At 31.1% G+C, this 21,445-nt stretch carries 17 protein-coding genes, 2 pseudogenes and 2 riboswitches; of the genes and pseudogenes, 15 read left to right on the top strand and 4 right to left on the bottom strand.

Features of this window, described 5'->3' with window-relative positions:
- Window positions 1–475: 475 nt before the first annotated feature.
- The gene (locus QMG30_RS19125; protein ID WP_281818211.1) at window positions 476–1,537 is read left to right on the top strand and encodes an NAD(P)-dependent alcohol dehydrogenase; all 1,062 of its coding nucleotides are present in this window, start codon (window positions 476–478) and stop codon (window positions 1,535–1,537) included.
- A gap of 190 nt (window positions 1,538–1,727) precedes the next feature.
- Here the strand turns inward: QMG30_RS19125 and QMG30_RS19120 are convergent, their stop codons facing one another.
- Complete coding sequence (locus QMG30_RS19120) at window positions 1,728–2,345, bottom strand: sugar O-acetyltransferase (protein ID WP_281818210.1); 618 nt, start codon at window positions 2,343–2,345, stop codon at window positions 1,728–1,730.
- A 421-nt stretch (window positions 2,346–2,766) separates the two neighbouring features.
- On the opposite strand from QMG30_RS19120, the gene QMG30_RS19115 reads away from it, so the two are divergent.
- The 6 genes and pseudogenes from QMG30_RS19115 to QMG30_RS19090 form a co-directional block, all read left to right on the top strand.
- Window positions 2,767–3,456 carry a response regulator transcription factor gene (locus tag QMG30_RS19115; protein ID WP_281818209.1) on the top strand — a complete coding sequence of 230 codons (690 nt, stop codon included), beginning with the start codon at window positions 2,767–2,769 and terminating at the stop codon, window positions 3,454–3,456.
- Entirely contained in the window at window positions 3,453–4,514 is a 1,062-nt protein-coding gene (locus QMG30_RS19110) for a sensor histidine kinase (RefSeq protein ID WP_281818207.1), read from the top strand. Before QMG30_RS19115 ends, QMG30_RS19110 begins: the two co-directional genes overlap by 4 nt.
- Before the next feature lie 174 nt (window positions 4,515–4,688).
- Window positions 4,689–5,363: an ABC transporter ATP-binding protein gene (locus QMG30_RS19105; RefSeq protein ID WP_281818205.1), complete on the top strand. Its 675-nt coding sequence runs from the start codon at window positions 4,689–4,691 to the stop codon at window positions 5,361–5,363.
- A 1-nt stretch (window position 5,364) separates the two neighbouring features.
- A complete protein-coding gene (locus QMG30_RS19100) occupies window positions 5,365–7,752 on the top strand; it encodes an ABC transporter permease (protein WP_281818203.1) in 2,388 nt (795 codons plus the stop codon).
- Between the two features lie 422 nt (window positions 7,753–8,174).
- Window positions 8,175–8,516: pseudogene (locus QMG30_RS19095) on the top strand (P-II family nitrogen regulator); the annotation flags it as partial.
- Window positions 8,517–8,547: 31 nt separating this feature from the next.
- Window positions 8,548–9,765 (top strand): annotated as a pseudogene (locus QMG30_RS19090) (ammonium transporter); the annotation flags it as partial.
- Between the two features lie 259 nt (window positions 9,766–10,024).
- Here QMG30_RS19090 and QMG30_RS19085 read toward each other — a convergent pair.
- The 3 genes from QMG30_RS19085 to QMG30_RS19075 are packed head-to-tail and all read right to left on the bottom strand — an operon-like array spanning window position 10,025 to window position 12,919.
- Entirely contained in the window at window positions 10,025–10,825 is an 801-nt protein-coding gene (locus QMG30_RS19085) for an ABC transporter ATP-binding protein (RefSeq protein ID WP_281818201.1), read from the bottom strand.
- On the bottom strand, window positions 10,812–11,822 hold the full coding sequence (locus tag QMG30_RS19080) for a FecCD family ABC transporter permease (protein ID WP_281818200.1): 1,011 nt from the start codon (window positions 11,820–11,822) through the stop codon (window positions 10,812–10,814). Before QMG30_RS19080 ends, QMG30_RS19085 begins: the two co-directional genes overlap by 14 nt.
- Window positions 11,819–12,919, bottom strand: coding sequence for an ABC transporter substrate-binding protein (locus tag QMG30_RS19075; RefSeq protein WP_281818197.1), 1,101 nt, complete (start codon window positions 12,917–12,919; stop codon window positions 11,819–11,821). The genes QMG30_RS19080 and QMG30_RS19075 overlap by 4 nt, the downstream gene beginning before the upstream one ends.
- A gap of 204 nt (window positions 12,920–13,123) precedes the next feature.
- Window positions 13,124–13,325: riboswitch (cobalamin riboswitch) on the bottom strand.
- Window positions 13,326–13,518: 193 nt separating this feature from the next.
- On the opposite strand from QMG30_RS19075, the gene QMG30_RS19070 reads away from it, so the two are divergent.
- From QMG30_RS19070 to cobM, 8 genes are all read left to right on the top strand, one after another.
- Window positions 13,519–15,015, top strand: coding sequence for a hypothetical protein (locus tag QMG30_RS19070; RefSeq protein WP_281818194.1), 1,497 nt, complete (start codon window positions 13,519–13,521; stop codon window positions 15,013–15,015).
- A gap of 137 nt (window positions 15,016–15,152) precedes the next feature.
- Window positions 15,153–15,294, top strand: a riboswitch (cobalamin riboswitch).
- 207 nt (window positions 15,295–15,501) lie between these two features.
- On the top strand, window positions 15,502–16,281 hold the full coding sequence (locus tag QMG30_RS19065) for a sirohydrochlorin cobaltochelatase (protein WP_281818193.1): 780 nt from the start codon (window positions 15,502–15,504) through the stop codon (window positions 16,279–16,281).
- Complete coding sequence (locus QMG30_RS19060; protein ID WP_281818190.1) at window positions 16,278–17,669, top strand: cobyrinic acid a,c-diamide synthase CobB; 1,392 nt, start codon at window positions 16,278–16,280, stop codon at window positions 17,667–17,669. The genes QMG30_RS19065 and QMG30_RS19060 overlap by 4 nt, the downstream gene beginning before the upstream one ends.
- Complete coding sequence (locus tag QMG30_RS19055) at window positions 17,662–18,306, top strand: precorrin-8X methylmutase (RefSeq protein WP_281818189.1); 645 nt, start codon at window positions 17,662–17,664, stop codon at window positions 18,304–18,306. Before QMG30_RS19060 ends, QMG30_RS19055 begins: the two co-directional genes overlap by 8 nt.
- Window positions 18,293–19,414, top strand: a complete 1,122-nt coding sequence (gene cbiD, locus QMG30_RS19050; RefSeq protein ID WP_281818186.1) for a cobalt-precorrin-5B (C(1))-methyltransferase CbiD — start codon at window positions 18,293–18,295, stop codon at window positions 19,412–19,414. The genes QMG30_RS19055 and cbiD overlap by 14 nt, the downstream gene beginning before the upstream one ends.
- The gene (gene cbiE, locus QMG30_RS19045; protein ID WP_281818184.1) at window positions 19,407–20,030 is read left to right on the top strand and encodes a precorrin-6y C5,15-methyltransferase (decarboxylating) subunit CbiE; all 624 of its coding nucleotides are present in this window, start codon (window positions 19,407–19,409) and stop codon (window positions 20,028–20,030) included. The genes cbiD and cbiE overlap by 8 nt, the downstream gene beginning before the upstream one ends.
- Window positions 20,023–20,601, top strand: a complete 579-nt coding sequence (gene cbiT, locus QMG30_RS19040; RefSeq protein ID WP_281818182.1) for a precorrin-6Y C5,15-methyltransferase (decarboxylating) subunit CbiT — start codon at window positions 20,023–20,025, stop codon at window positions 20,599–20,601. The genes cbiE and cbiT overlap by 8 nt, the downstream gene beginning before the upstream one ends.
- Window positions 20,602–20,676: 75 nt before the next feature.
- Window positions 20,677–21,444, top strand: a complete 768-nt coding sequence (gene cobM, locus QMG30_RS19035) for a precorrin-4 C(11)-methyltransferase (protein WP_281818180.1) — start codon at window positions 20,677–20,679, stop codon at window positions 21,442–21,444.
- Window position 21,445: the final 1 nt, after the last annotated feature.

Below are 21,445 nucleotides of genomic sequence, written 5' to 3'. Positions count from 1 at the left end.
AAGTCTAGCATTGTAATAAATAGCATATATAGAAAGAAATTAATATAATAATATATCTTATATATAAAATGATAAAGCTGTTAATGATAATATCACTAATATCATTAACAGTTTTTGTTATCTTTACTTGTTATAAACTATAAAATATTAAAAAAGCAATTGTAAATTCCAGATAATTATAATAAGTATAGGGGTATAATAAAATATTTTTTAATTCTAAAAACTCTTATTTTTGTTAACAAATTAACATTATTATTAAGCGTAAATTTATACATCTAATTCAAATTAAATAAATTAGCATTAAATTCCTATACGGATGGGTATAAATCAGTATTAATAGAAGTAATACTGTAAAAGTTTTGCATTTTAGTTATATTAGTGATACAATATTAGATAAAAGATTGTTTGTTAATTAACAAACAATCTCGCATATCATAGAATCTACTATAATAAATGGCTTAAGGAGGAATTATTGATGAAAGGTTACGCAATGTTAAGTATCGGAAAAACAGGTTGGATAGAAAAGGAGAAACCTGTTGCTGGACCGTTAGATGCTATATTAAGACCTATTGCTATAGCACCTTGTAGTTCTGATGTCCATACAGTTTGGGCAGGAGCACTTGGAGATAGAAAAAACATGATTTTAGGACATGAGGCTGTCGGTGAAGTTGTTGAAGTAGGTAGTCTGGTTAAAGATTTCAAACCAGGTGATAAAGTTATTGTTCCAGCTATTACTCCTGACTGGGGAAGTCAAGAAGCTCAATTAGGTTTTCCACAACATTCAGGTGGAATGTTAGCAGGATGGAAATTCTCTAATTTCAAAGATGGCGTATTTGCTGAATATTTTCATGTGAACGAAGCTGATGCCAATTTAGCGCATTTACCAGAAGGTATGGATCCTGGTGTTGCATGTATGATATCTGATATGGTTATCACTGGATTTAGCGGTTCTGAGTTAACAGATATAACATTTGGAGATGCAGTTGCATGTATTGGAATAGGTCCAGTCGGTTTGATGGGTGTTGCAGGTGCAAATCTAAAAGGAGCTGCAAGAATAATTGCTGTTGGAAGTCGTCCAATTTGTGTTGAAGCTGCTAAATATTATGGCGCTACAGATATTGTTAACTATAAAAAAGGAGATATCGTAGATCAAATATTGAATTTAACCAATGGTGAGGGTGTTGATAAAGTCATTATTGCTGGTGGTAACGTAGATACTATTTCACAAGCAGTTAAAATAGTTCGTGCTGGAGGAAAAATCGGAAATATCAATTACCTAGGTTCGGGAGACTATATTAAAATTCCTAGAATTGAATGGGGAGTTGGTATGGGTCATAAAAATATTCTTGGTGGGTTAACACCTGGAGGAAGAGTGAAAACAGAAAAATTAGCTAACTTAGTTAAATACAATAAATTAGATCCAAGTAAATTAATAACTCATAGATTTGAAGGATTTAAAAATATAGAAAAAGCATTATATCTAATGAAAGACAAACCTACTGATTTAATAAAACCAGTTGTAACAATAAAATATTAATATCTCAACTTTTTCACTTCAATAGTATATGCTGGTAAGCTAATTATAGATAGAAAGCTGAATTAACATATTATAAAGTGCTAACTAAATTATTTTAGATTAGCACTTTAGCATCATACAGTTTAATTAAAATTTTATTATCCAGAATTACAATTAGACTTTTATAAAAAAACATTAAGATTATTTATTCTCATTCTACAATATAATCATCAACGTCAAAAATTTTATCTTTATAATAATATTTCCTATCCTCTTCAGTTATCTCGCGAATCACTTTACAAGGATTGCCTACTGCGATCATATTAGCTGGAATGTCCTTTGTTACTACACTACCAGAACCTATTACAACGTTATCACCAATATTGACACCAGGATTAATAACAACATTACCACCTATCCACACATTGTTTCCTATAGAAACGGAAATCCCATACTCATAACCAGAGTTTCGTGAATCAGGATGGATTGGATGACCAGCAGTATATATTGAAACATTAGGAGCCAACATTACATTTTCTCCTATAGTTATTTTCCCTACATCTAACATGATACAGTTATAATTTGCATAGAAGTTATTTCCCACTTCAATATTATACCCGTAATCACAATGAAAAGGTTGTTCAATATAGACATTTTCACCTGTTTTTCCTAATATGTTTTTTATGATTTTTTTCGTATCCTCAATTTTATCTGGATTCAGATTATTATATGCATATATCTTTTTCTTGTTTTCCAATCTATCTTCTTTTAAGCCATCAAGGCTTGCTTTGTAAGGGAGTCCTTTTAGCATTCTTTCTCTTTGATTCATAAAATCACCTCTTTAAATTTATTATATCCCAAAATATCAACTCATCCATGAAACTTGAAGATGTAATTTTTGATATTTAGCCTTAAGTATATCATAGCAAGGTCACTATTTAAATAGAATTTATAATGATTACGAAATATTCCATAAGATACTATTATAAAAATCCTTGAAGTTACATGTAGTAAATTAATTAACAATAGAAGACTTGTATAATTTTGATTATTTATATAAGTGACTATAATAAAAATTAGCTAACACTGTATTGATGATAGGTAGACGATTATATCAATAACAAGTATAATAAGTATAGATTAGAAAAACAAATGTTATGTACTGGGCTTCAAACCTATGGTCCTTTTAATTCCTGCATTAAAATTAAATGTGGGTAAGTTGAGTTATGGATTAATTTGGAGGAAATATAATGAAAAAAATATTATTAGTTGAAGATGATGAGGCTTTGGCTTATGGAATTGATATAGCATTACAATCTAATAACTATGATGTAACAATCAGTAAGTTCATACTGGACGGGAAAAAAACATTCAATAATCAAGTATTCGACTTGGTAATACTTGATATAGATCTTCCAGATGGTTCAGGATATGACCTATGCAAATACATACGTATGGGAAGTGACGTTCCAATAATATTTCTTACAGGATTAAGTGAAGAACTTAATGTTGTTACGGGACTGGATATGGGAGCGGATGACTACATTACGAAACCATTTACACTAAGTGTTTTGATATCTAGAATGAATGCCATTTTCAGACGTATTGATAAGAAATCTTACTCTGTACTTGTATCAAATGATATATATTTCTATTTGAATGAGGTTAGATTAACTAAAGATAATGAAAATATCCCAATATCAATTACAGAATATAAATTGTTGAAACTGCTTCTGGAAAATTCCTTAAGAATCGTAACTAAAGAACAGATTCTTACTCATGTATGGGATGATGCTGAAAACTATGTTGATGAAAATGCCATTGCAGTCAATATCAAACGTATAAGGGCTAAGATTGAAGATGATAAATCAAGACCAGAATACATAAAAACAATTAGAGGTCTGGGCTATACATGGAATCAGAGGTGTGAAAAACGATGAAGGAGTTATGGAACGATAATAATATCAAAAAAAATGTGATAGTATTATTAGGAATTTATATGATTACATTTTTATTGATTATGGTAATAGATATTTTGGAGATATATGTAGAGTTTGAATCTCTAAGAAGATATAAGTACATTGTTTATAAACTCATGATTTGCATAATAATTTTCAGCAGTGCTTTTATAGGATATAGGACCATCAAATATATATATACGAGATTAAGTACGGTCAATAAGAATGTAACGTTAGCCATTAATGGCAATTATGACAGCACCAAGGAATATGTATCTGACTATGACGAAGGTATTTTATACAGTATAGAGTATCAACTGAACACACTCATATGCAAATTAAATAGTAATAGAGAATGTGTAAACAATGAGAAGAAAAGATTGAATACTCTAGTTACAGAAATAACACATCAACTGAAGACACCTGTTGCAGCAATAAAATTATTCAACTCCCTTCTCCAAAATAATGAAATCGGTGAAGAGAAAAAGTTGAATATGATTTCTAAGATGAGTGATGAGATCCATAAAGTTGAATGGTTCGTCGAGTCGCTGACAGATATATCCAAGTTGGAAACAGGACTTATTCAAATAAATATTAAGGAAAACAATATAAATAAGACAATAACGGAAGCAGTTAATTCAATATATGTATCAGCAAGAGAGAAAGATATAGAAATCAATATGAAGAATAATCATAATAACATATTCTGTTATGATGCCAAGTGGACAAAAGAAGCAATCACCAATATATTGGATAATGCTGTTAAATATACTGATATAGAGGGAACTATTACGATTGAATGCGTAAAAACTGTCATGTCAAATAAAATAATAATTAATGATAATGGAAGAGGTATTGATAAAAATGATATACCTTTTATTTTTGACAGATTCTATAAAAGTGACAAAACAGGTATAGATAAAGGAATTGGCATTGGATTATATCTGGCGAAAGAAATAATGAAAAGTCAAGATGGAACAATAAAGGTATATTCAGAATTAGATAAGGGGTCAAGGTTCGAATTGATATTCTATAGTTAAAAATTCTACGGCTAATTATAGTTCAAATATTAATCTATGAGACATGAGACATGAGAGATTAAAATTACAACTTTGTCATAATAACTGTAATGGAGTTGACAGAATGCTGCTGTATAATAATAGATATTGAAAAATAGTTTATCATTATACATAAATAACTGGGAGGTACGATAAATGGAAATGCTAAAAACGATTGGATTGAAAAAATACTTCGTAGGAAAAGAATATACAGTAAAAGCTGTCGACGATATTAATTTGAAAGTAAGTAAAGGGGAGTTCATAGTTATTGCAGGTCCATCAGGGTCTGGTAAGACTACATTCCTTAATCTTATAGGAGGTCTTGAACAACCGACACAGGGAAAAGTACTAATTGATAATACGAATATCAATAATATGGACGAGACAAAAAGAACAATTTTCAGAAGAAGGAATATAGGTTTCGTATTTCAGAGTTATAATCTTGTACCCATAATCAATACATGGGAAAATATAGTTCTTCCTATAGAGCTGGATGGAAGAGATGTTGACAAGAAATACATAACTGAATTGATGAAAACATTGAAGATATATGACCGTAAAGATCATCTGCCTAATGCTTTATCGGGAGGACAACAACAGAGAGTAGCAATAGCTAGAGCTCTAGCTTCTAATCCTTCTATTATCCTAGCGGATGAACCCACAGGAAATCTTGATTCAGAGAATAGCGAAGAAGTACTTCATCTACTGAAAAAAACAGTAAAATCATATAATCAGACACTCATCTTAATTACCCATGATGAAAAGATAGCTCAGGAAGCAGACAGAATCTTACTGATAAATGATGGAAGAATCGTTAAGGAGAGTAGATAATATGAAATGTATACAAAACCTGGCGAAAGCTTATCTAGACTCTTCCAGATTAAGAAGACGATTAGTAATATGGTCTATAGTATTATCTACTGTATTGGTTTTGACGATAGGGAATTTCTATGTTATGAGTATCACTAATGATATTATGCACTATGAACGAAAATTCGCTATATATGATGGATACTATATGAATGTTACGAAGCGTCAGATGGATGTTGTAAGTAATAATGAAAATATCATTATTCACACTGTTTGTAACCAACTCAATAGAAAAGCCACCTATAATAATGAGAATAAAACATTTTATTTACAAAATGTTAATGAAGAATATATGGATAAGTTCAATTATAGAATACAGTCTGGAACTTATCCCAAAAAATCAGATGAAATAGCTCTCACAGAAAGCTCTATAAGAGAAAAACAAGTAGGTATAGGAGATAAGGTCGTACTTAACTTAATTGATGAGGATAACAAAGTCCAATCAAAAGAATTTTTGTTAACTGGTATTATTAAAGATAGAGGTTATGATATTAGCAAGAGAAAAGGATTCATAAGTGATGAGTACATAAATGATATTGGTGAAGATGAGGTTTCTAGTTATATGTATTTTTCAGTTATAGACACACTGGATAAAACAAGCTTGATTAGAGGTATAGCAGAAAAGTCTGGCATAGATGCAGAAAACATACAAACCAAATACGGAACTCAAAGAAATATGAGTGAATATCTTGTTATAGCATTATTGGTTACGTTTCTAAGTATTATCACAGTAAGTAATATATTCACTTATAATATAGTTCAAAGAGTTAATACAATAGGACTACTGAAAGCAGTAGGAATGACTAATAGACAATTGAAGAAGTTATTCTTGAAAGAAGGGTTGCATTATTATCTAAAAGGTATTGTCATAGGCATTCCTATAGGAATCGTATTTAATATATATACATTCATCAATTGGTTCAAAGGTACTAATGATAGTAAATTCAGTTTCTGGGAATATACGAAAACCTATTTTTCAATAGGATTAGAAAATAATAGTTACCTTATTTTATTAATAGTTACACTCATTCTTCAAGGGGGAGCTGTTTGGTTAGCAATAAAAATACCTAGCAGAAAAGTAAAAAGAATGTCTATAGTGAATTCAATACATTATGTAGACAAGATTAAGGTCAAGAAAAGCAAAAGAAAAAAGATTGGCTTGAAAAGCCCTGTTTTGAAGCTTGCATATGCTAATCTGAATAACAATATCTTTAAAACCATATTATCTGTAATAACCATGAGTATCAATGTTATACTATTCATTTACGTTACCCATTATGTATCCTATACTACTTCAGATGATATGGTAACGAGAGGATTTATTGGAGATATAGACGTATATCATATAGATAACAATGATATGATATATATTGATAAAATTGAGGGAATAGAAAATGAATTTATAAGTGTAACTGAAGATGCCAAAATACCTACTAGTGAAGTGACAATTACTGATAATTACCAAGAAAAAGTTCAGAAACTTCAGGAATACCAAGATAACCATGAGGATGCAGATATTGTACTATATAGTTATAATGATAATATGCTGGAAGCCATGTATAAATATATGAGAACACCTTACACTATTGAGGAATTAAGAAGAATGAAAAATTGGTGTATGGTTTTTGACCTAGATACTTTTAATGAATATGACTATAAGGTGGGAGAGACTTTCACGATTAATAGTCAGGTGGTTGAGATTGTTGGTGAAATCAGTAAATATAAATGGAGTAAATATATCACACCTCCTTTATTGGTTAGTAGTGATTTCATTGACAATAACTATAGTAAGGAAGAATTAGAGTATAGTCGTGTTTGCATGAATATTGATGAAGATTATTATAATAATGTAAAACAAAAAATCAAGAATAGATTTGAAGATAACAATAAGGTTCATGTATCTTGTATTGATGAAGAACTAAAAAAGATGGAAGATAAGAGGTTTTACCTTGTACTGTTGATGTATGGTCTAGTAGCTATAATAGCAGCAATAAGTCTGTTTATGATGATTAATATAATATATACGTCCATTATAAATAGAAAAAAAGATTTTGGAGTATTGAGAGCTGTGGGAATGACAAAAAGACAGTTTAAAAAATATCTTGTCTTTGAAGGTAATATACTGATATTTTTCATAACGATAATTGGTGTCCCAATAGGTTATGTTATATCCAAATTAGGTTTTGATAACTTTGCAAGACTTCCTGAGAATAGTGGATTCGTATTTGAATTTCCTTATTGGACAATCATAATAATTCCAATTTATTATATCATCATCAGGATAATAATTAAGATGAGCATAAACAAAATGGATAAAGAAAGTGTGGGGGACCTGATAAGATATATCTAGCAGCATTATATTACATATGTATACAAAAGAAAAATGAAAGACGTACTTGCTTGTTATTCATTTTTTATAAAATATAATTATAAAAAAGGGCATTGAATAGTTATAAAGCTAGTCTTAAATGACTATATATGAAGGATAAGCGAGTAAAAATTGCATAATTTATTATATTGCTATTGACATATGAAGAAAATAGTATATAATGAATATATATTTAATTAAGAAAAATCAAGGAAAATAAGATTTGTTTTCTACATATTTATAATACAATGATGTATTGAATTAATTAATAGACAAAGTGGTCTATATACCTGTAATAGGGTATATAGGCCTTTTTTTGTAGAATTAGGAAAGAAAGTTTCCTATTTGGTATGTGTAGCAAATGTTTAATGGTTTTTCTTATTATGAAGGAGGTTATTATGAGTAAGATAACAAAAATTGATATTATCACAAGACCTAGTAAAGTGGAAGATCTAAAAGAAGCTTTCAACGAAATTGGTATTACTGGCATGACTTTTTCACATGTATTAGGATGTGGGCAACAAAAGGGTAAGACAGAATATTATAGGGGAAATAAATACAGTATAGATTTATTACCAAAATCTAAAATAGAGGTAGTAGTCTGTGAAGTACCTGTTGAAAAGGTAGTTGAAACAGCTAAAAAAGTACTTAGAACAGGTGAAATAGGCGATGGAAAGATTTTTATTTATCCAGTAGAAAATGTTATTAAGGTTCGTACTGGAGAAGAAGGTGTAGAGGCTTTATAAAGTTAATATAATAAAATAGGAGTGAAAATTAATGGAAGAAATAAAATTTATATTAGATAATATTTGGATTTTAATAGCTACAACGTTGGTGTTTTTTATGCAAGCGGGATTTGCAATGGTTGAAACTGGTTTTACAAGATCTAAGAATGCGGGTAACATCATAATGAAAAACTTAATGGATTTTGCAATAGGTTCAATAATGTTCTGGATAATAGGATATGGGTTAATGTATGGTAAGACAATAGGAGGATTGATTGGAACTCCTGATCTGTTTTTCATGAAAAGTGGTGATTATACTTCCCTGATATTCCAAACAGTATTTTGCGCAACAGCAGCAACTATAGTGTCAGGTGCTATGGCAGAAAGAACTAAATTCATATCATACTTGATATATAGTTTCTTCATATCAGTAATAATTTATCCAGTTGCTGGACATTGGATTTGGGGTGGTGGCTGGTTAAGTAATCTTGGATTCCATGATTTTGCAGGTTCAACAGTTGTCCATTCAGTAGGAGGTTGGTGCGCTCTAGTTGGAGCTTCTATCATTGGTCCCCGTATAGGTAAATATTCTAAAGATGGGAAGTCAAGAGCGATACCGGGACATAGTTTGACATTAGGTGCATTAGGAGTATTCATATTGTGGTTTGGATGGTTTGGATTTAATCCAGGTTCACAGTTAGCTGCTTCATCAACAGGTGATATCGCATCAATATCAAAGATATTCGTTACAACTAATTTAGCAGCAGCAATTTCAGCAATTGTTACAATGATCATCACTTGGGTAAGATACAAAAAACCAGATGTGTCAATGACATTAAATGGTGCATTAGCAGGATTAGTTGCAATAACAGCAGGTTGTGCTGTAGTTACTCCTGTAGGAGCTGTATTTATTGGTACCATTGCAGGTGTCGCTATAATATTCGGTATTGAATTTATTGATAAGGTATTGAAAATTGATGATCCAGTAGGAGCGATTGGTGTACATGGAATATGTGGTGCTCTTGGAACTATCTGTGTTGGTTTGTTTTCTGCAGATGCAGAAGTAGGTCTAGGTCTATTCTATGGTGGAGGCCTCAAACAATTAGGAGTTCAAGCATTAGGTGTGGTTTCTGTAGCGGGTTGGGTTATATCTATAGCTTTTATAATTTTTAAAGTGGTAGATTTAACTATAGGTTTGAGAGTTAATAAGAAAGAGGAAAATGTGGGGTTAGATATAGAGGAACATGGAATAGAGAGTTATGCGGATTTTGAGATAAAAGTGATGTAAGGGGTCAGGGTAAAGTATTAAAATCACTTGCCTTACCCTGAGAAGCGGTCGGTCTGCGTGATTTTAATACTTTACCCTTCTTACGTGAAAGAAGTTAGTTTGGTAGTGATTCAGGAGAATGGGGTTATTTATATAGATAGAAAGATTAATAGTTAGTTTTACTTGGAGAGTAAAACTAACTATTTCGTTACATTTGAATAATTTTACTATTAGTTAAAGATTTTTTTATTAAGGGTAGACCTTATGAGGTTAGTTTGTTGGGTAGTTGGTGGTTCATTATGGGGATGAAGAAGGGACAATTATTGTATTCGTCTAATATTATTCTTACGTCGAGTTTGAATACGTCTTGTAGTATTTGTTCTGTGATGATATTTTGGGGAGGACCTTGTTTGTATATGTTGCCGTCTTTTATAACTATGATATTATCCGAATATCTGGCAGCTTGATTGAGGTCGTGTAGTACCATTACTATAGTTAGACCCATTGACTTATTGAGGTTTTTAACTAATTCTAGAACCTCGAATTGATGACTTATGTCAAGATATGTTGTTGGTTCATCGAGTAATAGTATTTTGGGTTTTTGACATAGGGCCATGGCAATCCATGCTCTTTGACGTTCTCCACCTGATAGAGTTGTGACTTGTCTATCTTTTAGATGTTCTAATTTAGTTAGATTAATGGACCAATTTATAATATCATAATCTTCTTTATGAAGTTTAGCAGTCCAATCTAGGTGAGGATATCTTCCGTAGCTTACTAAATCAAATACGGTGAAATCATCTGGTGCAGTAGGAGATTGAGGCAGTATGGACATATCTTTCGCTAATAGCTTAGTATCCATTTGAAAGATTGATTTTCCATTAAGATACACATCACCATATTGAGGTTTCAAATTTCTGGATAAAGCTTTTAATATGGTTGACTTTCCACAACCATTAGTGCCTATCATAGTATTTATTGAACCTTTTTTTATGTTAAGAGAAAGGTCTTTTATTATATTGTTTTTTCCATAATTGATTGTTATTGAATTAGTTCTTAACACGATTTTTGAGCCCGCCTCTCAATAAGAATATAAAAAATGGTGCGCCTAGCATTGACATTACAATACCCACAGGTATTTCTATAGGATCCATTACAATTCTAGCTATCGTATCACATATCATCAATAGAGATGCTCCAAGTAAAGCACTTGCTGGAAATAGATACTTATAATCAGAACCTATAATTAGTCTTGTTATGTGGGGTACAATTAATCCAACAAATCCTAATAGTCCAACATTACTCGCTGCGCTTGCTGCAAGTAGTGAAGCTAATGCAATAAATATTTTTCTTAATCTTTCTATTTTTATTCCGAGTCCTGTAGCTATTTCGTCACCGAGCATGAGTATGTTCAATTTCTTGGATAATAGAATAGATACAATCAATCCAAATAGAGCATAGGGCCATAGAGCATAAAAATCTTTCCAAGTCTTAGCAGCTAAACTGCCCACCATGAATCCTAGAGCATTTTGTACCCTGTCTGGAAAAAATATTAGAATAGCATTGATCCAAGCACTTAGGAATGACGATACAGCTATACCTGCCAGAATAAGTCTTAGAGGTTTGATTCCATTTTTCCATGAAAGGATATATATCAACATAGTAGTTAATAATGCAAAAGCAAAAGCAACGGGTGTAACAAGAAAGTCGTAAGAAGGAAATATGACAAGTATGAAAATAGCACCTAACCCAGCACCAGAGGAAACACCAATTGTGTTTGGTGAGGCCAAGGGGTTTCTCATGACCCCTTGTAAGATGCCTCCAGCCAAGGATAGACATATACCTACAGTCCCAGCTACAAGTGATCTTGGAACTCTAACTTTCCATATGATGTTTCTGTTAACTCCTGTACGATCAATAAATATAGCTTTTAAAATCTCTGGAATAGATATTTTAAGAGCACCTAGACTTATGCTGAATAAGAAAGATAATATAGTGATGATAACTAATATTAATATTATGGTGATCTTAAATGAATGTCTATTATTTATCTTTTTCATTTTTCAAATACCTGAGGATATAATATTTTAGCTAGATATTCAAATGCTTCAGGATATCTTGCATTAGGCTTGTAGTGGAATAATTCTGGTGGTAAATAATGTATATTACCTTCTTTGACAGCAGTAAGAGTTCCCCAAGCGTCATTGGATTCCAAATCTTCTTTCATACGAGTTTTAACTTTTTCAAGATCACCCATAGGAACTACTAATATTACATCAGGATCTTCTTCTAATATTTTTTCTAAACTAAAATCAACAGTCGAACTGTTTTTAACAGGTGCGTCTGTAATTATATTATTAGCTCCAAGCATTTCAACCATATTTCCTACTAATCCATTAGGAAGTTGAGCTTTTACATATTTTGATGAACCGAATAATATTACTACATTAGGTTTTTCTTCATCTTTGACTTTATCGCATATTGTAGTTACGTTATCTTCTAATTCTTTGATTTCTGTTTCGTAGATGTCATCTCTACCTGTTATCTTAGTAAATATTCTCAAAACATCGATAAAGCTATCATATGGATTCGTGCTTACGTCAACATAGGCATATTCAATGTTATTATCTTTTAATATATCTTCCATTTCTACATGTTGACTTCTTCCTGAACTTAATATCACTAAGTCAGGTTCTAGAGATAATATTTTTTCAACGCTAGGTGCATTAACTTTTCCAACGTCTTCAATATCCTTTGCAGCTTCTGGTACATTAGTTGAACCACTTACTCTAGCAATGGCTTCTCCACCTGATAGATACCATATATCTAATATGGAGTTCATAAGAACAACAACTTTTTCTGGGTTTTTAGTTACTGTTTGTTCATTACCCATAGGATTGATGTATGTAATGGTTGTGTCAGTATCTTCAATTATGAAATCAGGTAATTCTTCACTATCATTTTTTTGTGCTTCTTTATCTGTGTCAGCAGAAGTGTCAGATTCTTTTTCGTTGTTATTATTCTTATCGGTATCAACTGTATTATCCTCATCAGTAACAGTAGTTTTGGAAGAATCCTCTTTTTTTGAGCATCCAGTAAATGAAGTTACTGTTAGTATGAATATCAATAGAACAGCTAATCGTTTCATATTTTTCATTATTAAAATCCTCCTAAATATTTTATTATAAAGAAATAATTATGATTTATTTAATAGGTCTTCTTAGGAGTACATTATTTATGAAATAACCCCAAAACAAAAAAACTTACAACTAATCGTTGTAAGTTATATTAACAAATTAAATTAACTAATTTTTATAATAATTTAATTAATTAATGTAATCGTATCTTCCCACCGAAGTTAGTTACATAAATTTTGTAGGCAGGTTTCCTGACTTGTAGTTCATTTTACTCTCTTAATCTTCCCAGTTTCCCAGTGATATATCTAAGATTTCATCCCTACTTACAGTAGCGGGGGCTGTAGAGGACTCACACCTCATTCCCTATTATCTTTTTTAGTTAATTATGTATAACATAAAAAAAGCACCTTCAAAGAACTATTGAATTTTAAAGAAATAGTAACATAGTTTAGTGACAATGTCAATGTTATTATATCGCTACATGTATTATTTTACTATATATATCATCTGATTTACCAAACTTGACTATGATTATCTCGAATAGTATACTTAAATAGACTTGAATTTTATTTGATTATTGAAAAATTAAAATGCATATCATGAATAAGGAGAATATACAATGAAAAAATTAAATTTTATTCTTATTATGATAATAGTTAGTATAGCTGTCTTATCAGGATGTGATTCAAAGAATGATACTAATAATAATAGAACTATTATTAATAATGCTAATTTGGGAATTGAGCAAAAAGAACTACCTGATGAAGATAATGATGAAGCAGATAATGAGGATACAAAAAATAATAGAACAGAGTTAGCTGAACTTATAGAAACACCTTTACCATCAGCTAAATCAGTGGGGATTTGTTACAAAAATGAGCAAGAAGATATATTTAAAGAGTTGGTAGGAGAATATTATGAGGAATTCATTGATATTTCACAGTATTATCGTGATATAGAAGATAAAGATAATCTTGGAATGAAAGTCCGTATTTTTGGTAAAAAAGGATATGGAAATTCTGCTATCGTCATGGTTGACGATATTAAGAATCAATTTATGACAGCTATTGATGGAGAAGATGGTATATGTTATTTTTCCAATGTAGATAATGAAAAATTTAGTAATGAACCACCAAAAACAATTGATGAATGGGTTGGAAATCGTGTTATTAGTGTTAATGGAGACAATAAAGATAATGAGGATCAAGAAGAGGATAGTAAGAATAAAAGAGCATATGATGCTATACCAGAAGAAATTATAGAATACATTAATAAAAAAGATAGTGATACACAAATAGTATATTTCAAGGAAGAGGATATGGATGTTGATGGGGTATCGGAATTCATAATCGGAACAAGTCTAATAAATAACGATTTGAGTTATGAATATTTTTCTGAAGTATATGTTTTGAGATTGAAAGAAGGAAATGTCAAGGAATTAGAGGGTGATTATGTTAGTACAGGGTATTCTATTAATAATATTAATCTGGTAAAACTAGATAACCTTCCCAATAAATATTTATATTGTGGATTAACAAACGGTGTAAATATACAAGGATTTGTCCTTTATGGATTAAAAGATGATAAGATTTATAAGATAGATTGCTGTGTTTGCCCTTCTGGGGATGGTGAGGATGTTTTAGTTGATGAAAACCAGGATGGTCAATATGATGGATATAAAAAAAGTAGATCAGATAGCTATACATACCATTACCATGTTAATTATTATTACAATCTGATAGGTGAAAAGTTTCAATTAGATAGAATATCATTTGATTTACCACCATATCCAATTACTATAAAAGAAGTAACCATGCAATATTTACAGTTGAGGTCACTGGATTTGGATTCAATAGAGATTGTTGAACGTTTGAATGAGTTATGTCAAGATGAAGAAGCTGATAAGATAGATACATCTTTTGGATGTTTACATTATGTATTACAAAATAGTAGTGAAATAGGACCTGAAATGAATTTTGACATTGATGAAGAAAATAAAATAGCCATACTTATGTATGAGGACGAAGATAATTTGTTCAAATATATTTTCCATATGATAAAAAAGGGTGATAGATGGATTATTGATGATATTGAATTAGATTGGTTGATAGGATAAAATCAAGATAACCTCAATCATAGATGAATACATTGACATGCAGCATTATATGATTTATTATTAGATTAATTGATTATTAGAAAAGGATAGTGATTCATAGTTCTTATCTGTGAATACTAACAATTAAATATAATGATTGAATAGCAATATGTTTAAAGATGTTAATAATATCTTTAAAGGGAATCAGGTTAGAATCCTGAACGGTCACGCCACTGTGTAATGTTTTTCGTTATAGGAAATCATTAAAGTCAGAATACCTATTTAATCTTATACACTTACGTATTATTTACGTAAAAACTTTGCGAGGGACTAAGGGTGTAACTATTTTATTAGACTATTTAATAAATATTGTTAATATCATGCTCTTATCTCGTTGTAGATAAGAGTTTTTTAATGAATACGATAATTTTCCCTAAAATCTTTTCAGAGGGCGTAGCCTCTTTGGTCTTTCCTTAGTTGTATTTTAGAAAAAAGGAGGTAGTTGTATTGAATAAGAAAAAAGCCATAGTTGTTACAAGTTTTGGGAGTAGTTATGAACAAGCAAGAAAAGAACAAATAGAACCTATAGAAAGATTAATAGAAACAACTTTTACCGATTATAATGTAGTACGTGCATTTACTTCTAATATTATCCTAAGAAAGTTAAAGAAAGAAAATATATTTATTAACACACCTGAAGAAGCCATAAAACAATTGATTGAAGAAGGGTTCGAAGAAATAATTGTTCAACCGACCCACATAATACCAGGTTTTGAATATGATAAGATTAAAACTATCGTTAATATATTGAATCATAATAAGAATGTACATATTACTCTTTCTAACCCTTTACTGTATCATAAAAATGATTATAAACAAGTCATAGAAGCATTGAAAACTTATATTCCACAAGTAGAGCCTGATGAAGCTGTAGTACTGATGGGGCATGGTACAGAACATTATGCTAATGCCAGTTACTATTATTTACAATATCTTATTGAGAATGAACAATTACCCATATTCATAGGAACTATAGAAGATGGTATAGAATCAGTTATAAAAAGGCTGAAAAGAGATAAGTACAGTAAAACAGTCCTTATGCCATTTTTGATAGTTGCAGGAGACCATGCACACAATGACATGGCAGGTGATGAAGATGATTCATGGAAAAATATATTATCGACCAACAACATAGAAGTTAAAACAATAACCAAAGGATTAGGTGCTAATGAAGCTATCAGAAAAATATATATCAATCATCTAAAGGAAGCAGTGGATAATCAATGACCAATAAAACAAACCCTAGGCTAATAATATCTGCACCACACAGTGGAACAGGAAAAACAACCCTTACTATAGCATTAATGGCTACATTGTGCAAAAGAGGATTAAAAGTACAACCGTATAAAGTAGGTCCTGATTATATAGATCCAGGATTTCATGAAACGGTGACTGGTAGACCAAGCATTAACATAGATGGATGGCTTCTAGAAGAATCGAGGAATATATATTTATTTAATAAATACAGTAAAGAAGCGGATATAAATATTATTGAAGGAGTAATGGGATTATACGATGGCTATGGAAAAGAGCCTATGCTAGGAAGTACAGCACATATATCTAAGATACTGAAAGCACCAGTTATTTTAGTAATGAATGCAAAAGGTATGTCAACTAGTGCAGCAGCAATAGTGCATGGCATGAAAACTTTTAGAGATGTTTCTTTAGAAGGAGTAATCATCAATATTCCTATGTCAGGAAGACATTATGAAATACTAAAAGAAACTATTGAGAAAAATACTAATGTTCCAGTAATAGGCTATCTACCGAAATTAGATGATGTTAAGTTGGAAAGTAGACATCTAGGATTGATTCAAAGTAGTGAAATAGAGGATATCACTGCCAAGGTGAATAAATTGGCTGAGACTATAACAAGTACCATAGACATTGATAAGTTAATTGAAATAGCCAATAATACAGAAATGTTAGAAGATACAAATATACTAAAATCTAATAAAATTTATGGTGTGCATATTGCAGTGGCAAAGGATAAGGCTTTTTCATTTCATTACAATGAGAATATAGAAATGTTGAAAGGACTAGGAGCTGAAATTCATTATTTTAGTCCATTACAAGATAAGTTATTACCAGAAAAATGTGATGGTATATATTTAGCAGGAGGTTATCCAGAGGTATTTGCTAAGGAATTATCTAATAACATGAGTTTAATGCAAGATATTAAGGAAAAAGCTGATGAGAATATTCCTATATATGCAGAATGTGGTGGTTACATGTATCTTCACGAAACAATAACCAATCTGGAAAGTGAAACTTATAGAATGGTAGGAATATTTAAAGGTGGAGCTTATATGAAAAAAAGACTTCAGAATTTCGGTTATGTTTCTATAAAAACTAAAGGGAGAACCCCTCTATTTGATGAAGATACTGTATTTAGAGCTCACGAATTTCATAGATCAGTGGTTGATAGAACAGAGGAAGAACCTACATATGTCATAGGAGAAAAAGGTAATAAGATATGGTATTGCGGAAAATTGTATAAAAATGCATATGGTATGTACCCTCATATTTATTTTCCAGCTGAACCATCAATACCAGAAAAATTTCTGTATACAGCATCTATAATAAAGAGACAAAAGGAGATAAACAATGCATGATTTTATAAAAAACCCAGGAAAGATAGAAGAAGAGAGTTTCAGGATTATATATGAGAGCATGAAAAATACAGATCTTACACCATTGAGATTAAGTATTATGCAACGAGTTATCCATACAACGACAGATTTTATATATGAGGACATTTTGTTATTTAAAAACCAAGTTGAGAATATCATATTAGAAGCTTTTGCAAGTGGTTGTACAATTATTACTGATACACAAATGATAAAAGCAGGTATTAGCAAAAAACTTACAGAGCAGTTAGGTATTAGAATTAAGTGTTTAGTGGGATCAGATGAGGCCTATAGAATATCTAAAGAAAAAGGTATTACACGTTCAATGGCAGCAGTAGATTTAGCTCTAGAGATGCCAGGGGATAAAGTCTTTGCTGTAGGAAATGCCCCAACGGCACTTTTTAGACTTATAGATCAAAGTAATAAAAATAAAATTGGTTCAGTAAAAGCGGTAATTGGTGTTCCGGTAGGATTTGTAGGGGCTACTGAATCTAAGGATGCTCTATGGGAAGAAGATATTCCTTCAATAATAACAAAAGGTAGAAAAGGTGGAAGTACTATTGCAGTAGCGATAATTAATGCAGTTCTAAGAGAAGCGGTGAAAAAACTTGCAAAACAGTAGATACATATACAAAGGCTGTAAAAAATTAAGAACAGGATATACGACTGGTTCTTGTGCTGCAGCCGCTACGAAAGCTGCTTGTTATATGTTGAAAAATCAAGAGAAGATTGATTCAGTTAAAATCATCACACCAAAAGGTTGGAATTTAAACTTGGATGTTCATAAATGTAAGTTTGATGAAGATAAAGCATCTTGTTGTATAGTGAAAGATTCTGGTGATGATCCAGATATTACTAATGGTGTTGAAATCTTTGCTGAGGTAATAAAGCGGGATGATAATAAAATCAATATCATTGGAGGTAAAGGAGTGGGTATAGTTACTAAGGAAGGATTACAGGTACCTATTAACCATTATGCCATTAATCCTACACCACTCAAAATGATAACACAGTCAGTTGAAAGTATTATGGAAGAAATAGAAGGGGTGGATGTCATTATTAGTATACCTCAAGGCGAGGAATTGGCTAAAAAGACATTTAATCCAAAATTAGGTATTGTTGGAGGGTTATCCGTCCTTGGAACTACAGGAATAGTAGAACCTATGTCGGAAGATGCATTAAAAGAGACTATTTTCATAGAACTCAAAATGGCTATTAAGAAGAACAGTAAATATGTCATATTGGTACCCGGTAATATTGGTGAGAAATTATTATCCGAATATTATCCTATTGAAGATGTATATATCGTTAAGATAAGTAATTATCTTGGATTTGCATTGGAGAAATGTGCAGAATTAAGATTTGAAAAAATAATAATAGCAGGACATATAGGAAAACTAATCAAACCTGCTGGAGGTATATATTATACTCATAGTAGAGTCAGCTCCACTAGGATGGAGATATTAACTGCTTATCTCGGTATGATGGGTATGGATAGAGAAAATCTCATAAGCATTATGCAGTGTACAACAACTGATGAAGCAACTAAGATTATTAAAAGAACAGGTATGGAAGAAGTCTTCACAACTCTAGCTAACAAAGCAGCGGACAATTGTGAAGGGTATATCTATGGTAATATAGAGATAGGTGTTATTTATTTTAATATGACAGATTTACTAGCGGTAAGTGATAAAGTTGAGTCTATTATAGGAGAGATAGAACATGAATAAAGTAAATGTAGTCGGTATAGGACCAGGACATAAGGATTATATTCTTCCTATGGCTTACAAGATTATAGAAGAGTCAGATGTAATTATTGGAGGAAAAAGGAATCTGGATATTTTTGAATCTTATAATAAAGATGTATATCTATATAATTCTAATCTCTCTGATATGTGTGATTTCATTAATACAAATAAAACCAGAAGAAAGTTGACGGTTATAGTTTCTGGTGATACAGGATTTTATAGTTTGCTTGATTACTTACAAGTTAAGATAGGTAAAGAATATATTAATGTAGTACCGGGTATAAGTTCTTATCAATATCTTTTCAGTAAGATAGGAAAAAGTTATAAAGATTATGGATTATATAGTCTTCATGGTAGAGAGATTAAGTGGATAGAGAAATTGAAAGACAAGAAAGGCGTATTTTTATTAACCGACAAGAAAAATTCTCCTGATAATATTGCAAAACAGTTGATTGAAAAAGGCTTATATGATATCAAAATGATTGTTGGTGAGAATCTTTCTTATGATGATGAAAAGATTACTATAGATATTCCTGAAAACATTATGATACAACAGTTTTCAGCATTAAGTGTGGTGGTGATAGAGAATAATGGATAATAATAGAACTATGTTTGGGATACCAGATGAAGAATTCATTAGAGATAAAGTGCCCATGACGAAGTCAGAAGTAAGAGCTATAGCTATATCAAAACTTAGGTTGAATCCAACCTCAAGAGTTTTAGATATCGGATGTGGTACAGGCAGTATAACTGTAGAATGTGGTTTGATATGTAACCAAGGTGAGGTAACGGCTATAGATCAGAAAGAAGAGGCAGTCAATATTACAAGAAAAAATGTTAATAAATTCGAATTAAATAATGTAAATATAATTGAAGGGTCAGCGCCTAATGATATACCTAAGAAAAATTATGATAGTATTTTCCTTGGGGGTGGCAGCAGACATATTGATAATATAATCGACTTTGCAACTGATCATCTAGTACCAGAAGGAGTTTTTGTTGCGAATACTATATTAATAGATAGTACATACAAGATTTTAGCTGCGCTGGAAGGTAGATTTAAAGATATTGATGTTGCAATGGTTCAAGTATCAAAAGGGCATAAGATAGCAGGGTGGATGATGAAGGCTAATAATCCTATATATATAATCTCTGCAAGATTAATGTAGGTGCTATTTTAATTATTAGGCTAGGACAATTAACAAAATTACTTATAAAAATAAGAAGAATAAGGAGTACATGAGATGATTTTATTTGTTGGAGCAGGACCAGGAGATGTTGAATTAATTACTGTTAAGGGAATGAAGGCTCTAAATGAAGCCGATTGTGTTATATATGCTGGATCTTTAGTAAATCCTAAATTGATTGATACTTATTGTAAAGAAGATGTCATCATATATAATAGCGCTAAGATGGATTTGGATGAAGTTATTGAAGTAATGGTATCAATGGAAAAAGATAATAAAAAAGTTGTTAGATTGCATACAGGAGATCCATCTATTTATGGTGCAATTAGGGAGCAGATGGATAGACTGATACAACATAAAATTGAATTTGATGTAATACCTGGGGTTAGCTCTTTTGTAGCAGCAGCTTCTAGATTAAAAGAAGAATTTACATTACCTGATGTCTCACAGACAATAATTATAACAAGATTACCAGGAAGAACAGGTCATGGTGAAGGTGGTAAACTTGAAGAATTAGCTAAACATAAAGCTTCAATGGCAATATTCTTATCAGTGCAATCTATTGGTGATGTCATAGGAAAACTAAAAAAGAGTTATGATGAAAAAACTCCTGTCGCAGTGGTATATAAAGCAACTTGGGAAGATGAAAAAATAGTTAGAGGAACATTAGTTGATATTGAGGATAAAGTAAAGAAAGCTAATATAACTAGATTTGCTCAAATACTAATAGGTGATTTCATGTCTGATGAATATTCTTTATCTAAACTATATGATAAAGGTTTCAGTCATATGTATAGAACAGCAGTCAGCAGTGAGGAGAGATAGT

The organism is Vallitalea longa (assembly GCF_027923465.1).
GTDB classification, from domain to species: Bacteria; Bacillota; Clostridia; order Lachnospirales; family Vallitaleaceae; genus Vallitalea; species Vallitalea longa.
The sequence above is the reverse complement of the archived record's forward strand: the minus strand, read 5'-3'. Positions and strand labels throughout refer to the sequence as shown.